The organism is Nocardia citri, assembly GCF_054065835.1.
Genome location: NZ_JBSUQM010000017.1, coordinates 109,937 through 128,609, shown reverse-complemented (window position 1 = coordinate 128,609; position 18,673 = coordinate 109,937). Strand labels below are relative to the sequence as shown.

At 66.7% G+C, this 18,673-nt stretch carries 17 protein-coding genes; 2 read left to right on the top strand and 15 right to left on the bottom strand.

Annotated features, from left to right (window positions below):
- Positions 1-314: 314 nt before the first annotated feature.
- From hisH to ACW2Q0_RS22000, 8 genes are all read right to left on the bottom strand, one after another.
- Positions 315-950 (bottom strand): imidazole glycerol phosphate synthase subunit HisH, encoded by a 636-nt coding sequence (gene hisH, locus ACW2Q0_RS22035; RefSeq protein ID WP_063041819.1) that lies wholly within the window; start codon positions 948-950, stop codon positions 315-317.
- Positions 947-1,561, bottom strand: a complete 615-nt coding sequence (gene hisB / locus ACW2Q0_RS22030; protein WP_433193344.1) for an imidazoleglycerol-phosphate dehydratase HisB — start codon at positions 1,559-1,561, stop codon at positions 947-949. Before hisB ends, hisH begins: the two co-directional genes overlap by 4 nt.
- 23 nt (positions 1,562-1,584) lie before the next feature.
- Complete coding sequence (locus ACW2Q0_RS22025; protein WP_457192779.1) at positions 1,585-2,718, bottom strand: histidinol-phosphate transaminase; 1,134 nt, start codon at positions 2,716-2,718, stop codon at positions 1,585-1,587.
- A complete protein-coding gene (gene hisD / locus ACW2Q0_RS22020) occupies positions 2,715-4,052 on the bottom strand; it encodes a histidinol dehydrogenase (protein WP_457192778.1) in 1,338 nt (445 codons plus the stop codon). Before hisD ends, ACW2Q0_RS22025 begins: the two co-directional genes overlap by 4 nt.
- Positions 4,053-4,783: 731 nt before the next feature.
- A complete protein-coding gene (locus ACW2Q0_RS22015) occupies positions 4,784-6,445 on the bottom strand; it encodes a protein kinase domain-containing protein (protein WP_457192777.1) in 1,662 nt (553 codons plus the stop codon).
- Between the two features lie 115 nt (positions 6,446-6,560).
- Positions 6,561-8,306 (bottom strand): penicillin-binding transpeptidase domain-containing protein, encoded by a 1,746-nt coding sequence (locus ACW2Q0_RS22010; protein ID WP_457192776.1) that lies wholly within the window; start codon positions 8,304-8,306, stop codon positions 6,561-6,563.
- Positions 8,307-8,415: 109 nt separating this feature from the next.
- Entirely contained in the window at positions 8,416-8,592 is a 177-nt protein-coding gene (locus ACW2Q0_RS22005) for a hypothetical protein (RefSeq protein ID WP_457192775.1), read from the bottom strand.
- Positions 8,573-9,568 (bottom strand): alpha/beta hydrolase family protein, encoded by a 996-nt coding sequence (locus ACW2Q0_RS22000; protein WP_457192774.1) that lies wholly within the window; start codon positions 9,566-9,568, stop codon positions 8,573-8,575. Before ACW2Q0_RS22000 ends, ACW2Q0_RS22005 begins: the two co-directional genes overlap by 20 nt.
- Positions 9,569-9,915: 347 nt before the next feature.
- Here ACW2Q0_RS22000 and ACW2Q0_RS21995 point away from each other — a divergent pair, with 347 nt between their 5' ends.
- A complete protein-coding gene (locus tag ACW2Q0_RS21995; RefSeq protein WP_457192773.1) occupies positions 9,916-11,094 on the top strand; it encodes a winged helix DNA-binding domain-containing protein in 1,179 nt (392 codons plus the stop codon).
- 10 nt (positions 11,095-11,104) lie between these two features.
- Here the strand turns inward: ACW2Q0_RS21995 and nadC are convergent, their stop codons facing one another.
- The 3 genes from nadC to nadA form a co-directional block, all read right to left on the bottom strand.
- Positions 11,105-11,965 (bottom strand): carboxylating nicotinate-nucleotide diphosphorylase, encoded by an 861-nt coding sequence (gene nadC / locus ACW2Q0_RS21990; protein WP_457192772.1) that lies wholly within the window; start codon positions 11,963-11,965, stop codon positions 11,105-11,107.
- Between the two features lie 61 nt (positions 11,966-12,026).
- Positions 12,027-13,745: an L-aspartate oxidase gene (locus ACW2Q0_RS21985; RefSeq protein WP_457192771.1), complete on the bottom strand. Its 1,719-nt coding sequence runs from the start codon at positions 13,743-13,745 to the stop codon at positions 12,027-12,029.
- A gap of 120 nt (positions 13,746-13,865) precedes the next feature.
- Positions 13,866-14,909, bottom strand: coding sequence for a quinolinate synthase NadA (nadA, locus tag ACW2Q0_RS21980; protein ID WP_457192770.1), 1,044 nt, complete (start codon positions 14,907-14,909; stop codon positions 13,866-13,868).
- Between the two features lie 93 nt (positions 14,910-15,002).
- Between nadA and ACW2Q0_RS21975 the strand changes: the two genes are divergently transcribed.
- On the top strand, positions 15,003-15,761 hold the full coding sequence (locus tag ACW2Q0_RS21975; protein WP_457192769.1) for an NUDIX hydrolase: 759 nt from the start codon (positions 15,003-15,005) through the stop codon (positions 15,759-15,761).
- Between the two features lie 94 nt (positions 15,762-15,855).
- Here the strand turns inward: ACW2Q0_RS21975 and ACW2Q0_RS21970 are convergent, their stop codons facing one another.
- The 4 genes from ACW2Q0_RS21970 to bioB form a co-directional block, all read right to left on the bottom strand.
- Entirely contained in the window at positions 15,856-16,389 is a 534-nt protein-coding gene (locus ACW2Q0_RS21970) for a DUF1353 domain-containing protein (protein ID WP_457192768.1), read from the bottom strand.
- Positions 16,390-16,481: 92 nt separating this feature from the next.
- Positions 16,482-17,210, bottom strand: a complete 729-nt coding sequence (locus ACW2Q0_RS21965) for a DUF2567 domain-containing protein (RefSeq protein ID WP_457192767.1) — start codon at positions 17,208-17,210, stop codon at positions 16,482-16,484.
- On the bottom strand, positions 17,210-17,425 hold the full coding sequence (bsaP, locus tag ACW2Q0_RS21960; protein ID WP_457192789.1) for a biotin synthase auxiliary protein BsaP: 216 nt from the start codon (positions 17,423-17,425) through the stop codon (positions 17,210-17,212). Before bsaP ends, ACW2Q0_RS21965 begins: the two co-directional genes overlap by 1 nt.
- Positions 17,426-17,487: 62 nt before the next feature.
- Positions 17,488-18,501, bottom strand: a complete 1,014-nt coding sequence (gene bioB, locus ACW2Q0_RS21955) for a biotin synthase BioB (protein WP_457192766.1) — start codon at positions 18,499-18,501, stop codon at positions 17,488-17,490.
- Positions 18,502-18,673 lie beyond the last annotated feature (172 nt).

The following is an 18,673-nucleotide window of genomic DNA, read 5'->3' as shown; positions in this document are numbered from 1 at the left end:
GTATGAAAGGATCGGAACCAAAAAAAAATTGGCACTGACATTCATCGACACACTATTGAGTTCTCAAAGAACACACGCACACACATTCACTCCGGCGTTAATTCCGGGCTTCAGTGAGGCAACTTGATGAAGCTTAGCTCAGCCGACTCCCAACACAAAATCAGGAACCTTCCGAACCAGTGTGATTGTCAGGCGCTCCTCGCCCTACCTCGTTTCCCAGGCCGCTAAGCTCCGGGTCGGTGTCCGTGTCGCTCTGACTCGAATAAAGTTACTTATCGGCGCGCACGATGTCAAATCGCCTGGCCAGCGCGTGTTTACAGCGAGTTCACCCAATTGCGGAGCAACTGCGCGCCCGCATCACCGGACTTTTCGGGATGAAACTGCGTCGCCGACAGCGGACCGTTCTCGACGGCCGCCAGGAATGGGACGCCATGTTCGGCCCAGGTGAGCTTCGGCGCGGCGAAGTGTTCGCTCGGCGGCAGGTCCCAGGTCTGCGCGGCATAGGAGTGCACGAAATAAAAACGGGTATCGCTTGCCATTCCGGCGAACAGGACGCTGTCGGTAGGTGCCGACACGGTGTTCCAGCCCATATGCGGGAGCACAGGTGCGGACAGGCGCTCGACCACGCCCGGCCATTCCGCGCACCCGTCGGTTTCCACACCGAATTCCACCCCGCGCTCGAACAGGATCTGCATGCCGACGCAGATACCGAGCACCGGACGACCGCCGGCCAGCCGCTGACCGATGATGCGCTCCCCTTTCACCTCGCGCAGTCCGGCCATGCACGCGGCGAACGCACCGACACCGGGGACGACGAGCCCATCGGCGGCCAGCGCGATATCGGCATCGGCGGTCACCTCGACATTCGCACCCGCGCGAATCAGCGCGCGGTGCGCGGAGTGCAGATTGCCGGAGCCGTAGTCGAGCAGAGCGACGGATTTCGTTGTCACAGCGTCCCCTTCGTCGATGGCACGCCGCTCACCCGCGGATCCAGTTCGACGGCGGCGCGCAAGGCCCGCGCCACCGCCTTGAATTCGGCCTCGGTGATGTGGTGCTGGTCACGGCCGTACAGCACCCGCACGTGCAGGGCGATGCGGGCGTTCAGCGCGATCGACTCGAATACGTGCCGGTTGAGCACTGTCGAATACGGTGCACCGGGTCCGGAACCGGGAATCACCGCATGCAGCAGGTGATCGGGTTCGCCGGTATGTACGCAGTAGGGGCGGCCGGAGACGTCTACCGCAGCGTGCGCCATGGTCTCGTCCATCGGAATGAACGCATCGCCGAAGCGGCGGATGCCGGACTTGTCGCCCAGTGCCTTACCCAGCGCCTGGCCGAAGACGATGGCAGTGTCCTCGACAGTGTGGTGCGCCTCGATCTCGATATCACCCTCGGCGCGCACCGTCAGATCGAAGCTGGCGTGTGCGCCGAGCGCGGTCAGCATGTGGTCGTAGAACGGGACACCGGTGGCGATATCGGTCTTGCCGGTGCCGTCGAGGTCCAACTCGACGACGATATTCGATTCCTTGGTGACGCGCTCCACCCGCGCGGTGCGATTCATCTTTACTTCCTCCACAGGCGGATTCATCGGATGGTGAGGTCGGTGGCGGCCAATGTGCCACTGACACGCAAGAATTCGTCGTTCTCGGCGGCCAGACCGATGGTGGCGCGCAGATATCGCGGAATACCGACATCGCGGATCAGCACGCCGCAGTCCAGATAGTGCTGCCAGGCGCGCGGGGCGTCGGTGAAACGACCGAAGAGCAGGAAGTTGGCATCGCTGGGGATCACCTCGAAACCCATGGCGCTCAACGCTGCCGCGACGCGGTCACGCTGTGCCGCCAGTTCGGCGACGCTTGCGAGGGTTTCGTCGGCGTGGCGCAGGGCCGCGCGGGCAGCGGCCTGGGTAACCACCGACAGGTGGTACGGCAGTCGCACGAGCAACATCGCGTCGATCACCGCGGGGGCGGCGACCAGGTAGCCGAGACGGCCGCCCGCGAAGGCGAAGGCCTTGCTCATGGTGCGGCTGACCACGAGTTTCGTCGGGTACTGATCGATCAGGGCGATCGCGCTCGGTTCGGCGGAGAATTCGCCGTATGCCTCGTCGACGACCACGATGCCCGGTGCTGCGGCCAGAATCCGGGCCAGGTCGGCCTGCGGAATGCTGTGTCCGGTGGGGTTATTAGGGCTGGTCACGAAGACCACATCGGGCCGCCGCTCGGCAATGACGGTGAGCGCGTAGTCGATATCGAGGGAGAAGTCGGCATTGCGCTTGGCCTCGACCCATTCGGTATCGATGCCCTCGGAGATGATCGGGTGCATCGAGTACGACGGCACGAAACCCAGTGCGCTGCGGCCCGGACCGCCGAAGGCTTGCAGCAGTTGCTGCAGGATTTCGTTGGAGCCGTTGGCCGCCCAGACATTCGCGGTGTGCACTGCGGTGCCGGTCTGGCGGGTCAGATATTCGGCCAGGTCGGTGCGCAGGGCGACGGCGTCGCGGTCGGGGTAGCGGTGCAGGTCGGTGGCGGCGGCGCGAATGGATTCGGCGACGTCATCGATGAGGGCTCGGCTCGGCGGGTGCGGATTCTCATTGGTGTTCAGCTGCACCGGCACCGTCAATTGCGGTGCACCGTAAGGCTTTTTGCCGCGCAGGTTCGCGCGCAGCGGTAGGTCGTCCAGGCTGACACCGGAGCCGGGCACGGTGATCTCGGGGGTCATGCCAGTGCCTCGAATCGTGCTTGTACAGCCTGACCGTGTGCGGGCAGGTCCTCGGCATTGGCCAGGGCGACCACGTGACCGGCGACGTCTTTGAGTGCGGTCTCGGAGTATTCGACGACGTGGATACCGCGCAGGAAGGTCTGCACGCTCAAGCCCGAGGAGTGCCGCGCACAACCCGCCGTTGGAAGTACGTGATTGGAGCCCGCGCAGTAATCGCCCAGGCTGACCGGGGCGTACGCGCCGACGAAGATCGCGCCGGCGCTGCGTACACGGGCCGCGACGCCGGGCGCATCGGCGGTCTGGATCTCCAGGTGTTCGGCGGCGTAGGCATTCACCACCCGCAGGCCCTGTTCGATGTCGTCGACGAGCACCGTGCCGGATTGCTTGCCGGACAAAGCCTCTCGTACCCGATGCGCGTGCTTGACCACCGTCATCTGGGTGGCGAGCGCGGCATCCACCGCATCGGCGAGTTCGACACTGTCGGTGATGAGCACACTGGCCGCGAGCACATCGTGTTCGGCTTGGCTGATCAGATCGGCCGCGACGTGGACCGGATCGGCGGTGGCATCGGCCAGGATCGCGATCTCGGTGGGGCCTGCCTCGGCATCGATGCCGACGAGGCCGCGGCACAGGCGCTTGGCGGCGGTCACGAAGATATTGCCGGGACCCGTGATCAGGTCGACCGGCTCGAGCTGCGCGCCATCGGTATCGAGACCGCCGTAGGACAGCAGCGCGACGGCCTGTGCACCGCCGACGGCCCATACCTCCTCGACCCCGAGCAGCTTCGCTGCCGCCAGGATGGTCGGGTGCGGCAGCCCGCCGAACTGTGCCTGCGGAGGTGAGGCCACCACCAGCGAGTCGACACCGGCCGCTTGCGCGGGCACCACATTCATCACGACGCTCGACGGATAGACGGCATTGCCGCCGGGCACGTAGAGCCCCACCCGCTCGACCGGCACCCACCGCTCGGTGACCGTGCCACCGGGCACGACCTCGGTGGTGGTGTCGGTGCGTCGCTGATCGGCGTGCACCTGTCGGGTCCGTTCGATGGCGACCTCGAGTGCCGTGCGCACGGCCGGATCCAACTTCTCCAACGCGGCATCGAGTTCGGCGGCGGGCACCCGCACGCTCGCCGGGATCACGCCGTCGAACTGTTCGCTGAACTCCAGCGCGGCCGCCACCCCGCGGTCCCGGATCGCCTCCACCACCGGTCGCACCTGATGCAGCACCGAGTCCACGTCGACTCCCCCACGCGGCAGCGCGGTGCGCAGCTCGGCGGCGGCGGGAGTACGGCCGCGCAGATCGACGCGGGCGAGCTCGATGCGGGATGTCATGAGGTCTGCGATCCTGTCTGTCCTGATCCTTGGACGCCGTGCTCGACGCCGAGCGGTCGGTATTCTCCGCTCCGCTCCAGCTACCAGCCTATCGGTCCCGTGCCACCGGTTATCCACGACATCTACCTCGCGCGGCGGTTGCGATCACTTCAGGGCGCGCGTACGGCCTGAAGCCGGGACCCGGCGAACTGCCGGACAGAGTCCGCCCGGTGCATTCAGCCAACTACCTCCTGGCTGGTGCATGATCCCGACAACGCCGGGAACATAGAGATCGACTTCCCGTTCCCGATTCAGATCCCCTGGCGCGAACTCGAATACTGACCGCTGGGTCAGCTGAGGCGGGGTTCGGCCAGACCGTCGCATTCGGCCGCCTGCCCCGGATGATCGGGCAAGACCGGTCAGGCGGCGACAAGGCGCTTGATCACCGCGGGCTCGACCAGGATGTGGCCGAAAAGAAGGCGCGCGCATCGACCTGCATACCCATTCGACCGCGTCCGACGGCCCCACAAGCGGCCAGCCCAGGTATGGGCGTACGCACGCCGGCACCCGGTGGTCGGCCGGCTCGAGCTGGGCTTCGAAACCCCGCGCCTGCCCAACGATCCGGATCAGGCGCTGATCATGCACCACCGAACCGGATTCGCCGAGCGCCACCGCCCTCACGCCGCTGACGAATCGGGGGCAGACCCCGGTGCGGTCCGTGTGCCGATAGCGCACCGCACCCGCCGGCCTGGCTAGCGCGCGTTGCCGCTGCGGGTGTCGCTGTCGATGAGTGGGGCGCCGCTGCCGGGGTTGATCAACCGCAACGTCATCGACCTGTTCTGGCCCGCATAGGTCACGCTGGCCACATTGATATCCACCGAACCGTCTGGGTTGGTGCCGGCACCACCACCGGCCGTATCAACAGTGTTGAAGGCCGTGACCCGATTCTGCGTCCAGTAATCCTGGAAGGCTGACTGACTGCCGTACACCCGCTGGGCAGCGGGAGTCAACTGTTTCCATGCAGCCGCGAAACTCAGATAGGTGAGGTTGTTGTAGAAGTCCACCACTTGATCGATGGATTGCCGTGAGTCCGCCGGGCCGACGCTCTTCGTTTGCCCCGGCGAGCCCGCGGCAGCCGTGGAAGTGGTGCTCTTCGAGGCGGACGACGAGGGCGGACTCGCCTGCACCGCCGGCGTATTGGGCCCCGACTGATTCAGTGCACCGATCAGGATGGCTACCACGGCCACCACCGCACCGATGGTCGCACCGACCAAGACGGCCTTGCGCTTGCCACCGGACTTGCGCGACACCGGACGTGGCTGCGTCGCCGTCTGCGGATGCGCGGCGGTTATCGGATGCGACGCACCGCCGGAACTGCTGGGTCGAACGGAATTTCGCGGTGGCGGCGGCGCCGGACGTGCTTGCCGCGCGGTCGGCTGATGTTCCGGCGTCGGATTCGCGGATGGCCGCAGTGCACGGGTCGCGGATTCGCCACGTCCGAAAGCCTCACTGGCGGGGACGAATCCGGCGTGTACCGGTGCGGAGCCGGAATCGGCGAGCGCGGAGAGATGTTCGCGGGCAGCGCGCATGGTCGGCCGGTCGGCCGGGTCCGGGCTGAGCAGATCCAGCAGGAACTCGGTCGCCGGGCCCGCGTTGCGCGGCTCGCTGACCTGGCCGTTCGCCGCGGCATAGAGCACGGCGAGCGGGTTGGCGCTGGAACCGTATGGCGGTTCACCCTCGAGTGCGTGGAAAAGCGTTGCGCCCAGGGCGAATACGTCGGCGGCGGGCGTCGGGTCGGCGCCGCGCGCCACCTCCGGTGCGAGATAGGCCGCGGTACCGCAGATCAGACCGGTTTCGGTGAGAGTGACATCACCGGTGGCGCGGGAGATGCCGAAGTCGGTGATCTTCACCGTGCCGGTGTCGTCGAGCAGAATGTTGCCCGGTTTGACATCGCGGTGCACGATTCCGGCGTGATGCGCGGCGATGAGCGCCGAGGCGACCTGTTCACCGATCCGCGCGACCTGGGTCAGCGGCAGCATGCCCTGCGCGGAGATCACTCCCGCCAGACTCTTCGACTTCAGATACTCCATCACCAGACACGGATCGCCGTTGTGCTCGGTGATATCGAAGACCACGATCGCATTCGGATGCTGGAAGCGGGCCGCATTGCGGGCCTCGCGGATCGCACGCTGACGGACCACATCGCGCTCGGCTTCGGGCAGGCTCGGCTTGATGTGGATCTGCTTCACCGCGACCGAGCGCTGGAGGCGTTCGTCGACGGCACGCCAAACCACACCCGTGCCGCCGCTACCAATCCGCTCGACCAGGCGGTAGTGCTCCGCGATCAATTGACCGGTATCGATGGCGCCTACTCCGAACCTTCTCGAAATCGTGACATCACGCGTATTGACCATCAACGCGTTCTGCCGACGAGTGTAGCGGGGCACATTCCTCGGCACACGGCTGCGGGGGTATATTCGCCGCCCACACCGCACCGAATGGCGCTGCCGTGGTGATTCGACGTGTCGCTCAGTGCCGCGCGCGCAGCATACGCCCCGCGGCTTCCACTGCCGGACCCGAACTGTTCGCATCGCTGACGAAGACGGCGAACGCCAGGTCACCGTCGATGCCGACGAACCAGCCGTGTGCGTGCTTGTCATCGATGTACTCGGCGGTGCCCGTCTTGCCGATCAGGTCCGGAATATCTCGCAGCGCGGTGGCGGTGCCGCCGGTAATAGTTTCGCGCATCATGGTTTTCAGCTGCTCATCGATGGTCGGCGCCAGTGGCGCCGGAGTGTGATCGGCCACGCCGGGCTGCCCGGCGACGACCATCGGCAACGGCATCGATCCGCGCGCGATGGATGCGGCGACCAGCGCCATGCCGAACGGTGACGCTGTCACGTTGCCCTGACCGATTCCGGACTCCACCCGCAACACCGCGGTGTCCGCCGTCGGCACCTTGCCGGTGACAGTGGTCAGACCAGGTGTGACGAAGTCGATGCCCAGGCCGAGTTGTGCCGCAGCATCGGTGAGTCCGTTCGGTGCGAGATTCACCGCGAGTTGGCCCATGGTGGTATTGCAAGACCGGGCGAAGGCGGTGTGCAGCGGGACATCGCCGAGGTCGAAGTTGTTGTCGTTGGGGATGCGGCGGCCCTCGATATTCGCGGTGGCCGGGCACGACAGCACGGTGTCGGGCGTCACCGCGCCGGATTGCAGTGCGGCCGAGACCGTTACGGTCTTGAAGGTCGAACCCGGCGGATACAGGCCGGTGAGCGCGATCGGTCCCTCGGCGTCGGCGGCCGCGTTCTGCGCGACAGCGAGCACCTTTCCGGTGGAAGGTTGCAGCGCGACGATGGCTGCGGGCTGGGTGATCGGCGTCAACGCGCTTTCCGCGTAGCGCAACAGATCGGTGTCGAGGGTGGTCACGATATCCGCGGTGGGTTTCGGATCCTGACCTGCGACGCGTTCGGTGCCATCGGCGGTCTGGGCCCGCACCGCCCAGCCTGCCGCCGCGTCAGCGGAGCTCTGCCATAGGTCGGCCAGGCCGGACAAGACCGGTGACGCGAGGGATTTATCGGTGGCGAGCAGACGGGTCTGCGGTGCCAGGGTGACGCCCGCAACTGCGGCCAGTGCCGTCTGGATCGGGGCGATATCGGCGTCGCGCAAGATGACCGCGGTAATCGGCTTGCCCTGCGCCGCAGCCAGATCCGATTGCAGTGACTGCGCGGTGATATCAGTGATGGGAGCGAGCAGGGCCGCGAGCGCTGCGGTGTCGGCACCGGGGGCGACGTTCACCAGGGTGACCACCTGCTCGGTCATCAACTCACCGCCCGACGCCTCCAGCACGCGTGCGGGCTTCGGATAGGTGGTGGCATAGTTCAGCGGGCCCAGCGCGAGACCGGGTGCGACGGTATCGGGATCCCATTTGATCTTCCAGCCGGCACCGGAATCGCCGGCGGAACCGTTGGTGGTGTAGCTCCACTCGTTCTTGCCGTCCTTGCCGAACTTCCAGGTGGCGGCCAGGGTGAAGGAGTTCTTGTCCACGCCGCGGACCTCGAATTTCACCCCCTTGCCGAGCCCGTCGTAGAGCTTGCCCAGCACATCCGAGGCCTTGGTTGGATCGTCGGTGAGCGCGGCGGCCGCGGCGATATCGTCCCGGCTCAGGGCATCGGCGAACCGCCCGGCGACGGTGTCGGGCTGGTCCGGCCCTGAGCTGCAACCAAGTGCCAGGGCGGTGGCTGCGAACAGAACGAGAAGATTCCGGTTGGCACGCACCCGGCCGACTCTAATGGCCGATCGCGACCAGTTCAGGTAGCCCGCACCGAGGAAGCCGTACCGCCGGTGTCGCGATCCGTGGCGCACAACGGGTGCGAAGGTGCGGACTTCAGGGGAGCCAAGGCCCTTGCGCGAGGACGGCGGCGTCGGGTTCGGACAGCTCGATATCGAACACCTCGGTGAGGATTTTCGGAAGTTCGGCGAGTTCGAGTTCGCGGGTTTCGCAGGTGCCGTTGGGATATTCGGTGATGAAGGCGAGGTGTTCCCTAGGCCGCGCATTTGGCATTCGGTGGGGCCGGCGGGGCGGTCACGATGCCACGGGCGACGTCGACCAGATAGTCGCGATCGGGTCCGTCGATGGGCTCTGAGCCGAGCAGCAGGCGCTCGACGACGCAGCCGCCCTCGAAGTACGCGGGACCGATGCTGTGATCGCCGGGGACCACGTTCCCGTACAGGTCACGACCGGTGACGATCGTGTACATCGAGGTGGGCTTACCCGCGGCCAACAGTCCCGCCCGCATGAGCAGGGTCGCCGAGTAAGGCACCACATCGTCAGCGGTGCCGTGGATGAGAAAGGCGCGTTTCATGCTCATCCGGGCGGCAAGCAGCGCGGGCGAACGTTCGGCGTAGGACTGCGGGCAGACCGTGGGGACACAGTCGTTCGCATCGCGTTCGACCTGGGCGGGCAGTGCGGGGTCGACGGCCGCCGAAGTCAGCCACATGCTGAAATCATCCGCGGGACCGTAATTGTCGACCCAGTAGTCGAAAAGCCCCTGCGGAGCGTAGGCCGTCGCGAGGCCGCTCATAGTGCCGCCCTGGCTCCAACCCCACAGCACGGTGCGGCCGATGGTCGGATGCGCGTTCTTGTACCACTGGGTGGCGGCGACGATATCGCGCCAGCCCGCCCACAGATTCCATTCGCCGGTCCGCCAGACGCTGGTCGCGCTGCGGGCGTCCATGGACAGGATCGGGGTCGTGGTACGGCGGGCGATCGCGGTCATATATTCGGCGAAATCGGCGGAGCCGGCGCCGTGGCCGTGCACCGCGACGACCAGATCGCGCGGAGTCGGATCGCCGGCCGCACAGCGATACGGTTCGTATACCCGGCCGGTGGCGTCCTCGCCGTCCACCGTCAGGGTCACCGGCCGCACATCCACTTGGACCGCACATTCGGGTTCGGCCGAAACGGGCGATGCCATCAGGCTTGTCGTCGACACCGCGGCGAACAGCGCACAGCCGAGCGTCAGCAGTAGGTGTCTCATCCTGGAATGATGACATGCTGCTATTGCTGCCCGGTCGCGGCGACGGGCGAGTCGCGCCGAGCACCGCGGTCGCACCGACAATGCCCGCGAAGGTCGACGCGCCCGCTGGCAAACCGACTGTGGCACTGAGCAATCCAGCCGAGAGCGGCAGCAGGGCGGCGGCGGATAGCCGCCGACGTTCTGTGCGGCGTTTGCCTCGGCGTGCCGATCGGCGGGCACGCTCGCGCCGATGGCCATGAGACCACCGAACCGGCCGATGCCCGCGAGAATCGCCGCGGTCCCGGAGGCGTGCCAGATGCTGCGGGTGGATCCGCAGCAGTTCGGTATCCGACCGCTACTATTCGCATATGCGTTCGATTGATGCGGCAGAGCGGCGGGCCCGGCTTGCACGGCGGCATCGCCTCACGCCGGGGTGCCGCACCGATGACATTGCCGACATCGTCCGATCCCTCGTCGTACTGCATGCGACCGATCCGGCGACGGTGTATTTGTCGGTGAGCGCGCGCAGTATCACCGCCGAGCCCGCACATGTCGAGAAGGCGCTGTACGACGATCGGACGCTGCTGCGTCTGCTCGCGATGCGGCGCACCATGTTCGTCGCACCGGTCGAATTACTGCCGGTATTGCAGGCATCGTGCGCGGATGCGTTGGCGGAGAAGCAACGTCGCACCTATAGCAAATTCATCGCTCAGGCCGGAGTTGTCGACGGAGATGCGCGCGCATGGCTCGCTGATGTCGAAGACGAAACGCACAGGGCGCTTTTGGCGCGCGCAGCGGCGACCGGTGCGCAGCTGAGCAAGGACGTGCCTCGGCTGCGCACGCAGGTGAATCCGGCTCCGGACAAGGCGTATTCGCGCCCCAACAGCATCACCACCTGGGTGCTCGTGATCCTCGGTGCCGAGGGGCGCATCGTGCGCGGTCGGCCGAACGGCAGCTGGACGAGCAGCCAATACACCTGGGCGCCGATAGAAACCTGGCTGCCGCACCGTGTTGCGGCGATGCCCGCCGATGCGGCCCGCGCCGAACTCGTCCGGCAGTGGCTCTACACCTTCGGGCCCGCCCCGATCACCGATATCAAATGGTGGACCGGCTGGACGCTCACCGAAGTCCGCAAGGCCCTCGCCGCACTCGATGTGGTGGAGGTCGATCTCGACGGCAGCACCGGCCTGCTACTCGCCGACGACCGGGAACCGACCCCCGAACCGGAACCCTGGGCCGCCCTACTGCCCGCCCTGGACCCCACCCCCATGGGCTGGCAGTCCCGCGACTGGTACCTCGGCGACCACGCACCGATGCTCTTCGACCGCAACGGAAACGTCGGTCCCACCATCTGGTGCAACGGCCGCATAGTCGGCGGCTGGGCCCAACGCAAAGACGGCGAAATCGTCTATCGCCTACTGGAGGACATCGGCTCCGAAGCCGAATCGCTTATCGAAGTCGAAGCGGGCCGTACCGCCACCTGGTACGACGAAGTTCGCGCCATCCCCCGCTTCCGCACACCGTTGGAACGCGAACTCACCGCTTGACCGATCGTTACTACATGTCCAGGCCGAGGTCGAGGACACGGACGGAGTGGGTGAGGGCGCCGACGGCCAGGAAGTCGACGCCGGTGCGAGCGTAGTCGGCGGCGTCGGCGAGGGTCAGACCGCCGGAGGATTCGAGTTTCGTGTTGGGTGCCTGGGCATCGCGGCGTTGCACGGCGGCTTGGGTCTGCCAGAGGGGGAAGTTGTCGAGCAGGACCAGTTCGACGTTTTCGGCCAGGACGGCGTCGAGTTGTTCGAGGCTGTCCACCTCGACCTCGCAGGCGATATCCGGTGCCAGCTCGCGGACGGCGCGCAGGGCCGCGACCACGGAACCGGCGGCCACCACGTGGTTGTCCTTGATCAGGGCGGCATCGCCGAGACCCATGCGGTGATTGACGCCACCGCCGACGCGGACCGCGTACTTCTGCAGAGCACGCAGGCCGGGCAGGGTTTTGCGGCTGTCGCGGATGCGACAGTTGGTGCCCGCGACCTCGTCGACCCAGGCGGCGGTGGCAGTGGCGATGCCAGACAGGTGACAGACGAGGTTGAGCATGGTGCGTTCGGCGGTGAGCAGGCCGCGGGTCGGCGCGACCAGCTCGAGTACGGACCGGCCCGGCTCGACCCGGGTGCCGTCGGCGACCCGGTCGGTGATTTCGTAATTGCCCGTACCGATCACCTCGTCGAGCACGAGCAGGCCGATATCGAGTCCGGCCACGGTACCCGGCTGGCGCGAAACCACCGATGCTTTCACCGCGGCGTCGGCGGGAACCGTTGCCACCGTGGTGATATCCGGGCCGTAGCGCAGATCCTCATCGAGCGCGGTGCGGATCAGGGCCAGCACCTCGTCACGATCCAGGCCGGTATCCAGTCCCATCAGTACTCTCCTTGTTGAACTTGCCCGCATCGTTCGCGGAATGTCTCGTACCCTGCCGCGGTCATGAGGCGCTGGGGATGGCTTCCTGGGTCCAGGTGGTGGGGTCGAGGCCGTCCGGGGCCGGGACGGGATGACCTTCTGGGCCCAGACGTACTGCGCGGCTGCGGCATTGGTGATCGTCGGGGGTCGGGTGGTCGGAGCGGGTGTGGGAGCCGCGGCTTTCGGTGCGGGCTGCCGCGGACAGCAGGAGCACCTGGGCGGTGAGGGTGAGGGCGGCGTCCTCGAACGCGGTGATGCGTTGTGTCGCGGCCGACGCGTTGACATCCGCGGCGCCGCTCGGCGCGCCGTTGCGTGCCGAGATGTCGCTCAGCTCGCCCGTGAATCGCTGGTTGGCAGTGGTCAGCTCGGCACGCAAGCGGCTCGCCGCACTGTGCGAGACCGCATCACGCAACCGCACGGCCGCCTCCGCCAGCCCGGCGGCATCGCGAACCACGCAGGCATGCGATGTCATCGAGTGCTGCACCAAGGCTCGGGTCGCGCGCGGAATGGTGTGGAAGGACACGTCCGTCACATGTGCCTCCTCGCCGAGACGTTCGGCCGCGGCCACCCCGGCTCGCTCACCGACCACCAGTCCCTCGAGCAGACTGTTCGAGGCCAGCCGGTTGGCGCCGTGCAGTCCGGTCCGCGCCACCTCACCCGCGGCGTACAGACCGGGAACCGCGGTCCGGCCGTGGGTATCGGTCACGACCCCACCGCACTGATAGTGCGCGGCGGGTGCGACCGGAATGAGATCGGCACGCGGATCGATCCCGGCGGCCAGACACGATGCGGTGATTGTCGGAAAACGCTGTGGGAAGCTGTCGATCGCGCGGGCGTCGAGGTAGACGTGGTCGGTGCCGAGTGCGCGCATCCGGGCGGCGATCGCACGCGACACCACATCGCGCGGTGCCAGATCACCACGCGCGTGCACACCCGCGGTCACCGAATTCCCTTCGGAATCGACCAGTGTCGCGCCTTCGCCGCGGACCGCCTCGCTGATCAACGGCCGTCTGCCGAGTCCGCCGGGGGTGTAGAGCACCGTCGGATGGAATTGCACGAATTCGAGATCGGCGACCGTCGCACCGGCCCACAGTGCGAGCGCGATGCCGTCGGCGGTGGCACCCGGCGGATTCGTGCTCAGCGCGTACAACTGACCGAGCCCGCCGGTGGCCAGCAGCACAGCCGGTGCGTGCACGACTCCGAAACCGTTCTCGGACACCGCGATCACGCCCTGCACACCAGTTCGCCCGGTAACGACCTCCAGTGCCGCGGTGCCGAACAGGACCGGCAGTCCGGCTGCGTTCAGCGCACGCTGCACCTCGGCGCCGGTGGCATCACCCCCGGCGTGGATGATCCGCCGCGCGCTGTGCCCGCCCTCGCGGGTACGCGAAATCTGACCGTCCCGCGCGAGATCGAAGACCGCGCCCAGATCGGTCAGTGCGGCGACAGCGGCCTGTCCGCCTTCTACGATCGAGCGCACCGCCGCCTCGTCGCATAGTCCGGCACCGGCTTCTACCGTGTCGCGCACATGCGATTTCACCGAATCCTCATGCGGCGCAACGACGGCGATACCGCCCTGGGCGTACTGGGTCGCGGTATCCGTCGGGCCGCCTTTGCTGAGGATCAGTACCCGCAAACCGCGCAGCGATGCCGTCCGTGCCGCAGTCAACCCGGCGACACCGCCGCCGATCACGACGAGGTCGGCGGCGGCTTCCCAATCGATCCGCGGCGCGGTACTCATGCCTGCGCCTCGCTGACGCTCGACTGCGCCATGACGACCGGGGTGCTACCGACCGCCACGGCGGTCATTGCGCACCGCCACTCCGGACGAGCACGCACGTCGCGCTCCGATCGCGGCCGCTCATTCGCCGCCGCCCGGATTACCGATTTCGATCATGCGCTGCACCGAATTGCGGGCCAGCGCGGCGGTTCCCAGGTCGACGTGCACCTCGTCGGTGTTCTCCACGAGCGAGCGCAGCAGCGCCGCCGGGGTGATCATCTTCATGTACTTGCAGGACGCACGGTCGTTCACGGCCTGGAAGTCGACGCCGGGGGCGGCCTTTCGCAGCTGATGCAGCATGCCGATCTCGGTGGCGACCAGCACCTGATTCGACTTCGCGGCCTTGGCGGCGTCGATCATCCCGCCGGTCGACAGAATGTGCACCCGGTCGGCCGGGAACGAGCCCTCGCCCGCGAGGTACAACGCCGAAGTGGCGCAACCGCATTCGGGGTGCACGAACAGTTCCGCATCCGGGTGGGTGCGGGCCTGTTCGGTCAGTTCGTCACCGTTGATTCCCGCGTGCACGTGGCATTCGCCCGCCCAGATGTGCATATTCTCGCGGCCGGTGACCCGCTTGACGTGCGCGCCGAGGAACTGATCCGGCAGGAACAACACCTCGCGGTCGGCATCGATGGAGGCGACCACATCGACGGCATTCGAGGAGGTACAGCAGATATCGGTGAGCGCCTTCACCGCGGCGGTGGTGTTCACATACGAAACGACCACGGCATTCGGGAATTCGGCCTTCCAGGCACGCAATTCGTCGGCGGTGATGGAATCGGCGAGGGAACAGCCCGCCCGCTGGTCCGGAATGAGCACGGTCTTCTCGGGGCTGAGGATTTTGGCCGTCTCGGCCATGAAGTGCACACCGCAGAACACGATGGTGTCCTCTGGCGCCTCGGCCGCGATGCGGGACAGCGCCAGCGAGTCACCGACGTGGTCGGCCACGTCCTGGATCGCGGGCAACTGGTAGTTGTGCGCGAGAATCGTCGCGTTGCGCTCGCTGGCGACGCGCTTGACCTCGGCCGCCCACTCCGGTGTGGCCTCGACGCCGGCGAATCCGGTTGGACCATCGAATACCTGCCCCATCAGCGGGAGCGCCAGTTTCACACCCGTCGTCGCCATGGATGGCTCCTCTCCTCGTGCGCCCGGCCCTTGTGCCTATTCACACGCCAGCCGATTCGCACCAAACCAGGTTTTCGACTTACAATCGAAAACGTGCCCCATAGTAACACCATCCATGAAACGCTCACCGCGGTGTTCCAGGTTCGGCGCTTCCCCGACGACATCACCGCAGGTAGCAGCCCTACGCACATAACAGATGAGCTGATTCGGCCATGTCCGCCGGGTCAGCGGACCGAACTCGCGGTGCTGCTGTGGGAGCGTGCATTGAACCCGCAAAAGGGCACCTGGTCGCTACCCGGCGGACGGCTACGCGACGACGAGGACCTCAATGTCTCGGCCCGCCGCCAGCTCGCCGAAAAGGTCGATGTGCGTGAGCTGACGCATCTGGAGCAGCTGTCGGTATTCAGCAATCCGGACCGGGTGCCCGCACCGCGCCGAATCGCTTCGGCCTACCTGGGGCTGGTGCCGCTGACCGCGGACCCGCAACTACCCTCGGACACCACCTGGCATCCGGTCTCCCAACTGCCGCGAATGTCGTTCGATCACGGCACGGTCGTCGAACACGCGCGCACCCGGCTCGCCGCGAAGCTGTCCTACACCAATATCGCCTTCGCTCTGGCACCGGATCGTTTCACCATGTCCACGCTGCGCGAAATCTATTGCGCCGCACTAGGTTACGAGGTCGACACCACGAATCTGCAGCGAGTTCTCGCCCGCCGCAAGGTGATCAAGCCGACCGGCGCGACCGCATCCCCCGGCCGGGCGGGTGGACGCCCCGCGGCGGTCTATCGGTTCACCGACTCCATGCTCCGGGTCACCGACGAATTCGCCGCTCTGCGCCCACCCACCTGACCTCCCCGCGATGTTCTGCCCGACGATCGCCCGGGTTCGGCGACCGCTCCCCCGAAACGATCACCGAGTTCGACATGGACTGTGCCGTGGCCACTCATGCGGTCTTCATCTGTGGTTGTGGCGGCGGGGCCTCGGTGCGCTGCCCGACTCGCGCCACCGCCCAGAACACCAACTCCACCAACCAGAACAGCCACAGGAATACCTGCACCACGATAGCCGGGATCGCCAGGAACAGCACTGAGGGAATCGCGACGAGCAGGAACTGTGCGATATCGCCGAGAGTCGCGCCGCGCAGGCGAGAACCCAAACGCACTGCGGCCCACATCATGTAGCGGCGCGGTATCGAGACCCGGAACTCGCGCAGACAGCGCCGGAAGATGCCGTCCGCGTCGGCCGTATTCACCACATTCGAGCTACGCAGGTAATCGTGGAGGATGGCGGCACGGGTGTAGACGCCGTATCGCGGCACCAGCCAGACCAGAGCCCTTGGCACCGATGCGAAGTCGGTGCGAAAGCCCGCGGGGATGACGAATTCTTCTGTGGCACCGTGATAGACCAGCGGCTCGACGACCCGCCAGAATTTCGCGTCGAGTTCCTCGACCACCGGTCCGCTACCGACGAACGCCATGATCCGTTCCTCTCTGAACGCACAGCGTGTCCCATAATTCTAGGCCGCACTGGACCGTCTGTGCCGCCGCGCGGGCAACGGTTCGGATAACGTCAGCGAGCACGATCCGAACCGGGCGGTCCGAAGCCGCCATGCGGGACACCGTAGGGCACCGGCCCGCCGTTCACAGCGCAACGATTTGAATCGGCATTGTCGACGGTCGCGAATCCGCTTGCGGCAGTGAAGTATGGCCGCGCATCGCCGAACGGTCCGCGCAAGCCGGTGCCGAGATCCTCTGTCGGACTGAGCGCCGCGAGGAAAAGCACGATCAGCGAGGCGAGCAGCGGTTGCACGATCAGCACCAGCCAACTGCCGACCTCTACCGGCAGCCGCACGATCTGGCCGACCGCCGGGTCGTACGGCATCGGATGCTGCCACCGCATGATCTGCTCGCCGACCTTCGCCATCACGTAAGCGCCTGCGCCGGAACCGATCAGCAGGCCCAGTTGCGGCAGCGGTCCGCGCGCGCGACGCCAACGCCATACGCCGATCGCCGTCAGCACTCCCAGTACCGCGCCGATGCAGACGAAAATCGCCAGCGCGTCGAACCGGTGCACACTTTCCCCGGTCAGTGCCGCCCCCTTGGCCGGAACCCCATCGGCACGCGCCTTGACCACCAGATACTGCTCGGTGGGCGCGATGAAGGCCCACACGACACCGCCGAGCGCACTGAGCAGTACCACTGCGACCGCGATCAGACCGGCCGCCCGCACCTCACGCCGCACACCCACCAGCCGGGCCGATCCGACCGGCTCGCTGACATCGCCGTATTCGGCCACCACTAGCGGTGTTCCAGATTCTTCGAATCCAGCACGCCGTGCCGCGAGCACTTCGCCCACCAGCCGTCCGGGCTGACCTGCACGATCATGCGCCGGCCGCACTGCTCGCAGAAGCGCGGCGGTTCCAACCCCAGCGCCGCGGCGGCCGGGATCGGATCGTCGAGACCCGCCACGATGCGTTTGCCGGTGAACGGGTTGTAGCGCTCGTCCATATCCATGACAGTACTCACGGCACCAGCCTCTTTCGTGATGCTTGCGTACCCAGTATTCGGCAGCCGGATCAGAGTGTTTCGTTGAGCGCCTTGATCGGCATCTTCAGCTCGCCGAGCAGATCCAGATCCGCTTCGGCGGGCCGGCCGAGGGTGGTCAGGTAGTTGCCGACGATGACGGCATTGATACCGCCCAGGATGCCTTGCTTGGCCCCGAGGTCGCCGAGGGTGATCTCGCGACCGCCCGCGAAGCGCAGTATGGTGCGCGGCAGCGCGAGCCGGAAGGCGGCCACGGCGCGCAGTGCGTCGGCGGCAGGCAGCACCTCCAGGTCGCCGAACGGGGTGCCCGGACGCGGGTTGAGGAAGTTCAGCGGCACCTCGTCGGGCTCGAGTTCGGCCAGGTTCGCCGCGAATTCCGCACGCTGCTCCAGGGTTTCGCCCATGCCGAGGATGCCGCCGCAGCAGACCTCCATACCGGCCGCGCGCACCATGCGCAGGGTGTCCCAGCGCTCTTCCCAGGTGTGCGTGGTGACGACATTCGGGAAGTACGAGCGGGAGGTCTCGAGGTTGTGGTTGTAGCGGTGCACACCCATGGCGGCGAGCTGGTCGACCTGCTCCTGGGTGAGCATGCCGAGCGAACACGCGACCTGGATGTCGACCTCGTTGCGGATCGCCTCGACACCGGCGGCGACCTGTGCCATCAGTCGCTCGTCCGGACCGCGCACGGCCGCGACGATGCAGAATTCGGTGGCGCCGGTCTTGGCGGTCTGCTTCGCGGCCTCGACCAAGCTGGGGATATCGAGCCAGGCGGCGCGCACGGGCGACTGGAACAGACCCGACTGCGAGCAGAAGTGGCAGTCCTCGGGGCAGCCGCCGGTCTTGAGGCTGATGATGCCCTCGACCTCGACCTCGGGACCGCACCACTTCATGCGCACCTCGTGCGCTAGGGCGAGCAGTTCCTCGAGCCGGTCGTCGTCGAGCCGGAGCACCTCGAGGGTCTGCTCCTGGGTCAGGCCTTCGCCCCGCTCGAGCACTTGCTCGCGCGCGGTCGCCAGAATATCGGTGTGGACGGGTGCCTGGGTCACTGCACGAATCCCTTCGTCCGGCCGAGGTGGCCGTGCAACTTGAACGGTGTTCAGGCTAGGGTAGCGGTAACAGTGAGTCAAAATACGCGCGGCATGAGCGACAGGCCCGGAGGCGGCGGCGAAGCGTAACCACGGACGGCCCGGGAATGCCGCACATCGAATACAGCGGAAG

What these genes read in the sequence shown, in the direction of transcription:
- ACW2Q0_RS21985 (WP_457192771.1), bottom strand. Translation starts at nt 13,745, where the DNA reads ATGAGTACCGCGCCGCGGATCGATTGGGAAGCCGCCGCCGACCTCGTC.
- ACW2Q0_RS21970 (WP_457192768.1), bottom strand. Translation starts at nt 16,389, where the DNA reads ATGGCGTTCGTCGGTAGCGGACCGGTGGTCGAGGAACTCGACGCGAAA.
- ACW2Q0_RS21995 (WP_457192773.1), top strand. Translation starts at nt 9,916, where the DNA reads ATGCGTTCGATTGATGCGGCAGAGCGGCGGGCCCGGCTTGCACGGCGG.
- nadA (WP_457192770.1), bottom strand. Translation starts at nt 14,909, where the DNA reads ATGGCGACGACGGGTGTGAAACTGGCGCTCCCGCTGATGGGGCAGGTA.
- nadC (WP_457192772.1), bottom strand. Translation starts at nt 11,965, where the DNA reads ATGGGACTGGATACCGGCCTGGATCGTGACGAGGTGCTGGCCCTGATC.
- hisB (WP_433193344.1), bottom strand. Translation starts at nt 1,561, where the DNA reads ATGAATCGCACCGCGCGGGTGGAGCGCGTCACCAAGGAATCGAATATC.
- ACW2Q0_RS22005 (WP_457192775.1), bottom strand. Translation starts at nt 8,592, where the DNA reads ATGCCAAATGCGCGGCCTAGGGAACACCTCGCCTTCATCACCGAATAT.
- ACW2Q0_RS22015 (WP_457192777.1), bottom strand. Translation starts at nt 6,445, where the DNA reads ATGGTCAATACGCGTGATGTCACGATTTCGAGAAGGTTCGGAGTAGGC.
- ACW2Q0_RS22025 (WP_457192779.1), bottom strand. Translation starts at nt 2,718, where the DNA reads ATGACCCCCGAGATCACCGTGCCCGGCTCCGGTGTCAGCCTGGACGAC.
- hisD (WP_457192778.1), bottom strand. Translation starts at nt 4,052, where the DNA reads ATGACATCCCGCATCGAGCTCGCCCGCGTCGATCTGCGCGGCCGTACT.
- ACW2Q0_RS22000 (WP_457192774.1), bottom strand. Translation starts at nt 9,568, where the DNA reads ATGAGACACCTACTGCTGACGCTCGGCTGTGCGCTGTTCGCCGCGGTG.
- bsaP (WP_457192789.1), bottom strand. Translation starts at nt 17,425, where the DNA reads ATGGATATGGACGAGCGCTACAACCCGTTCACCGGCAAACGCATCGTG.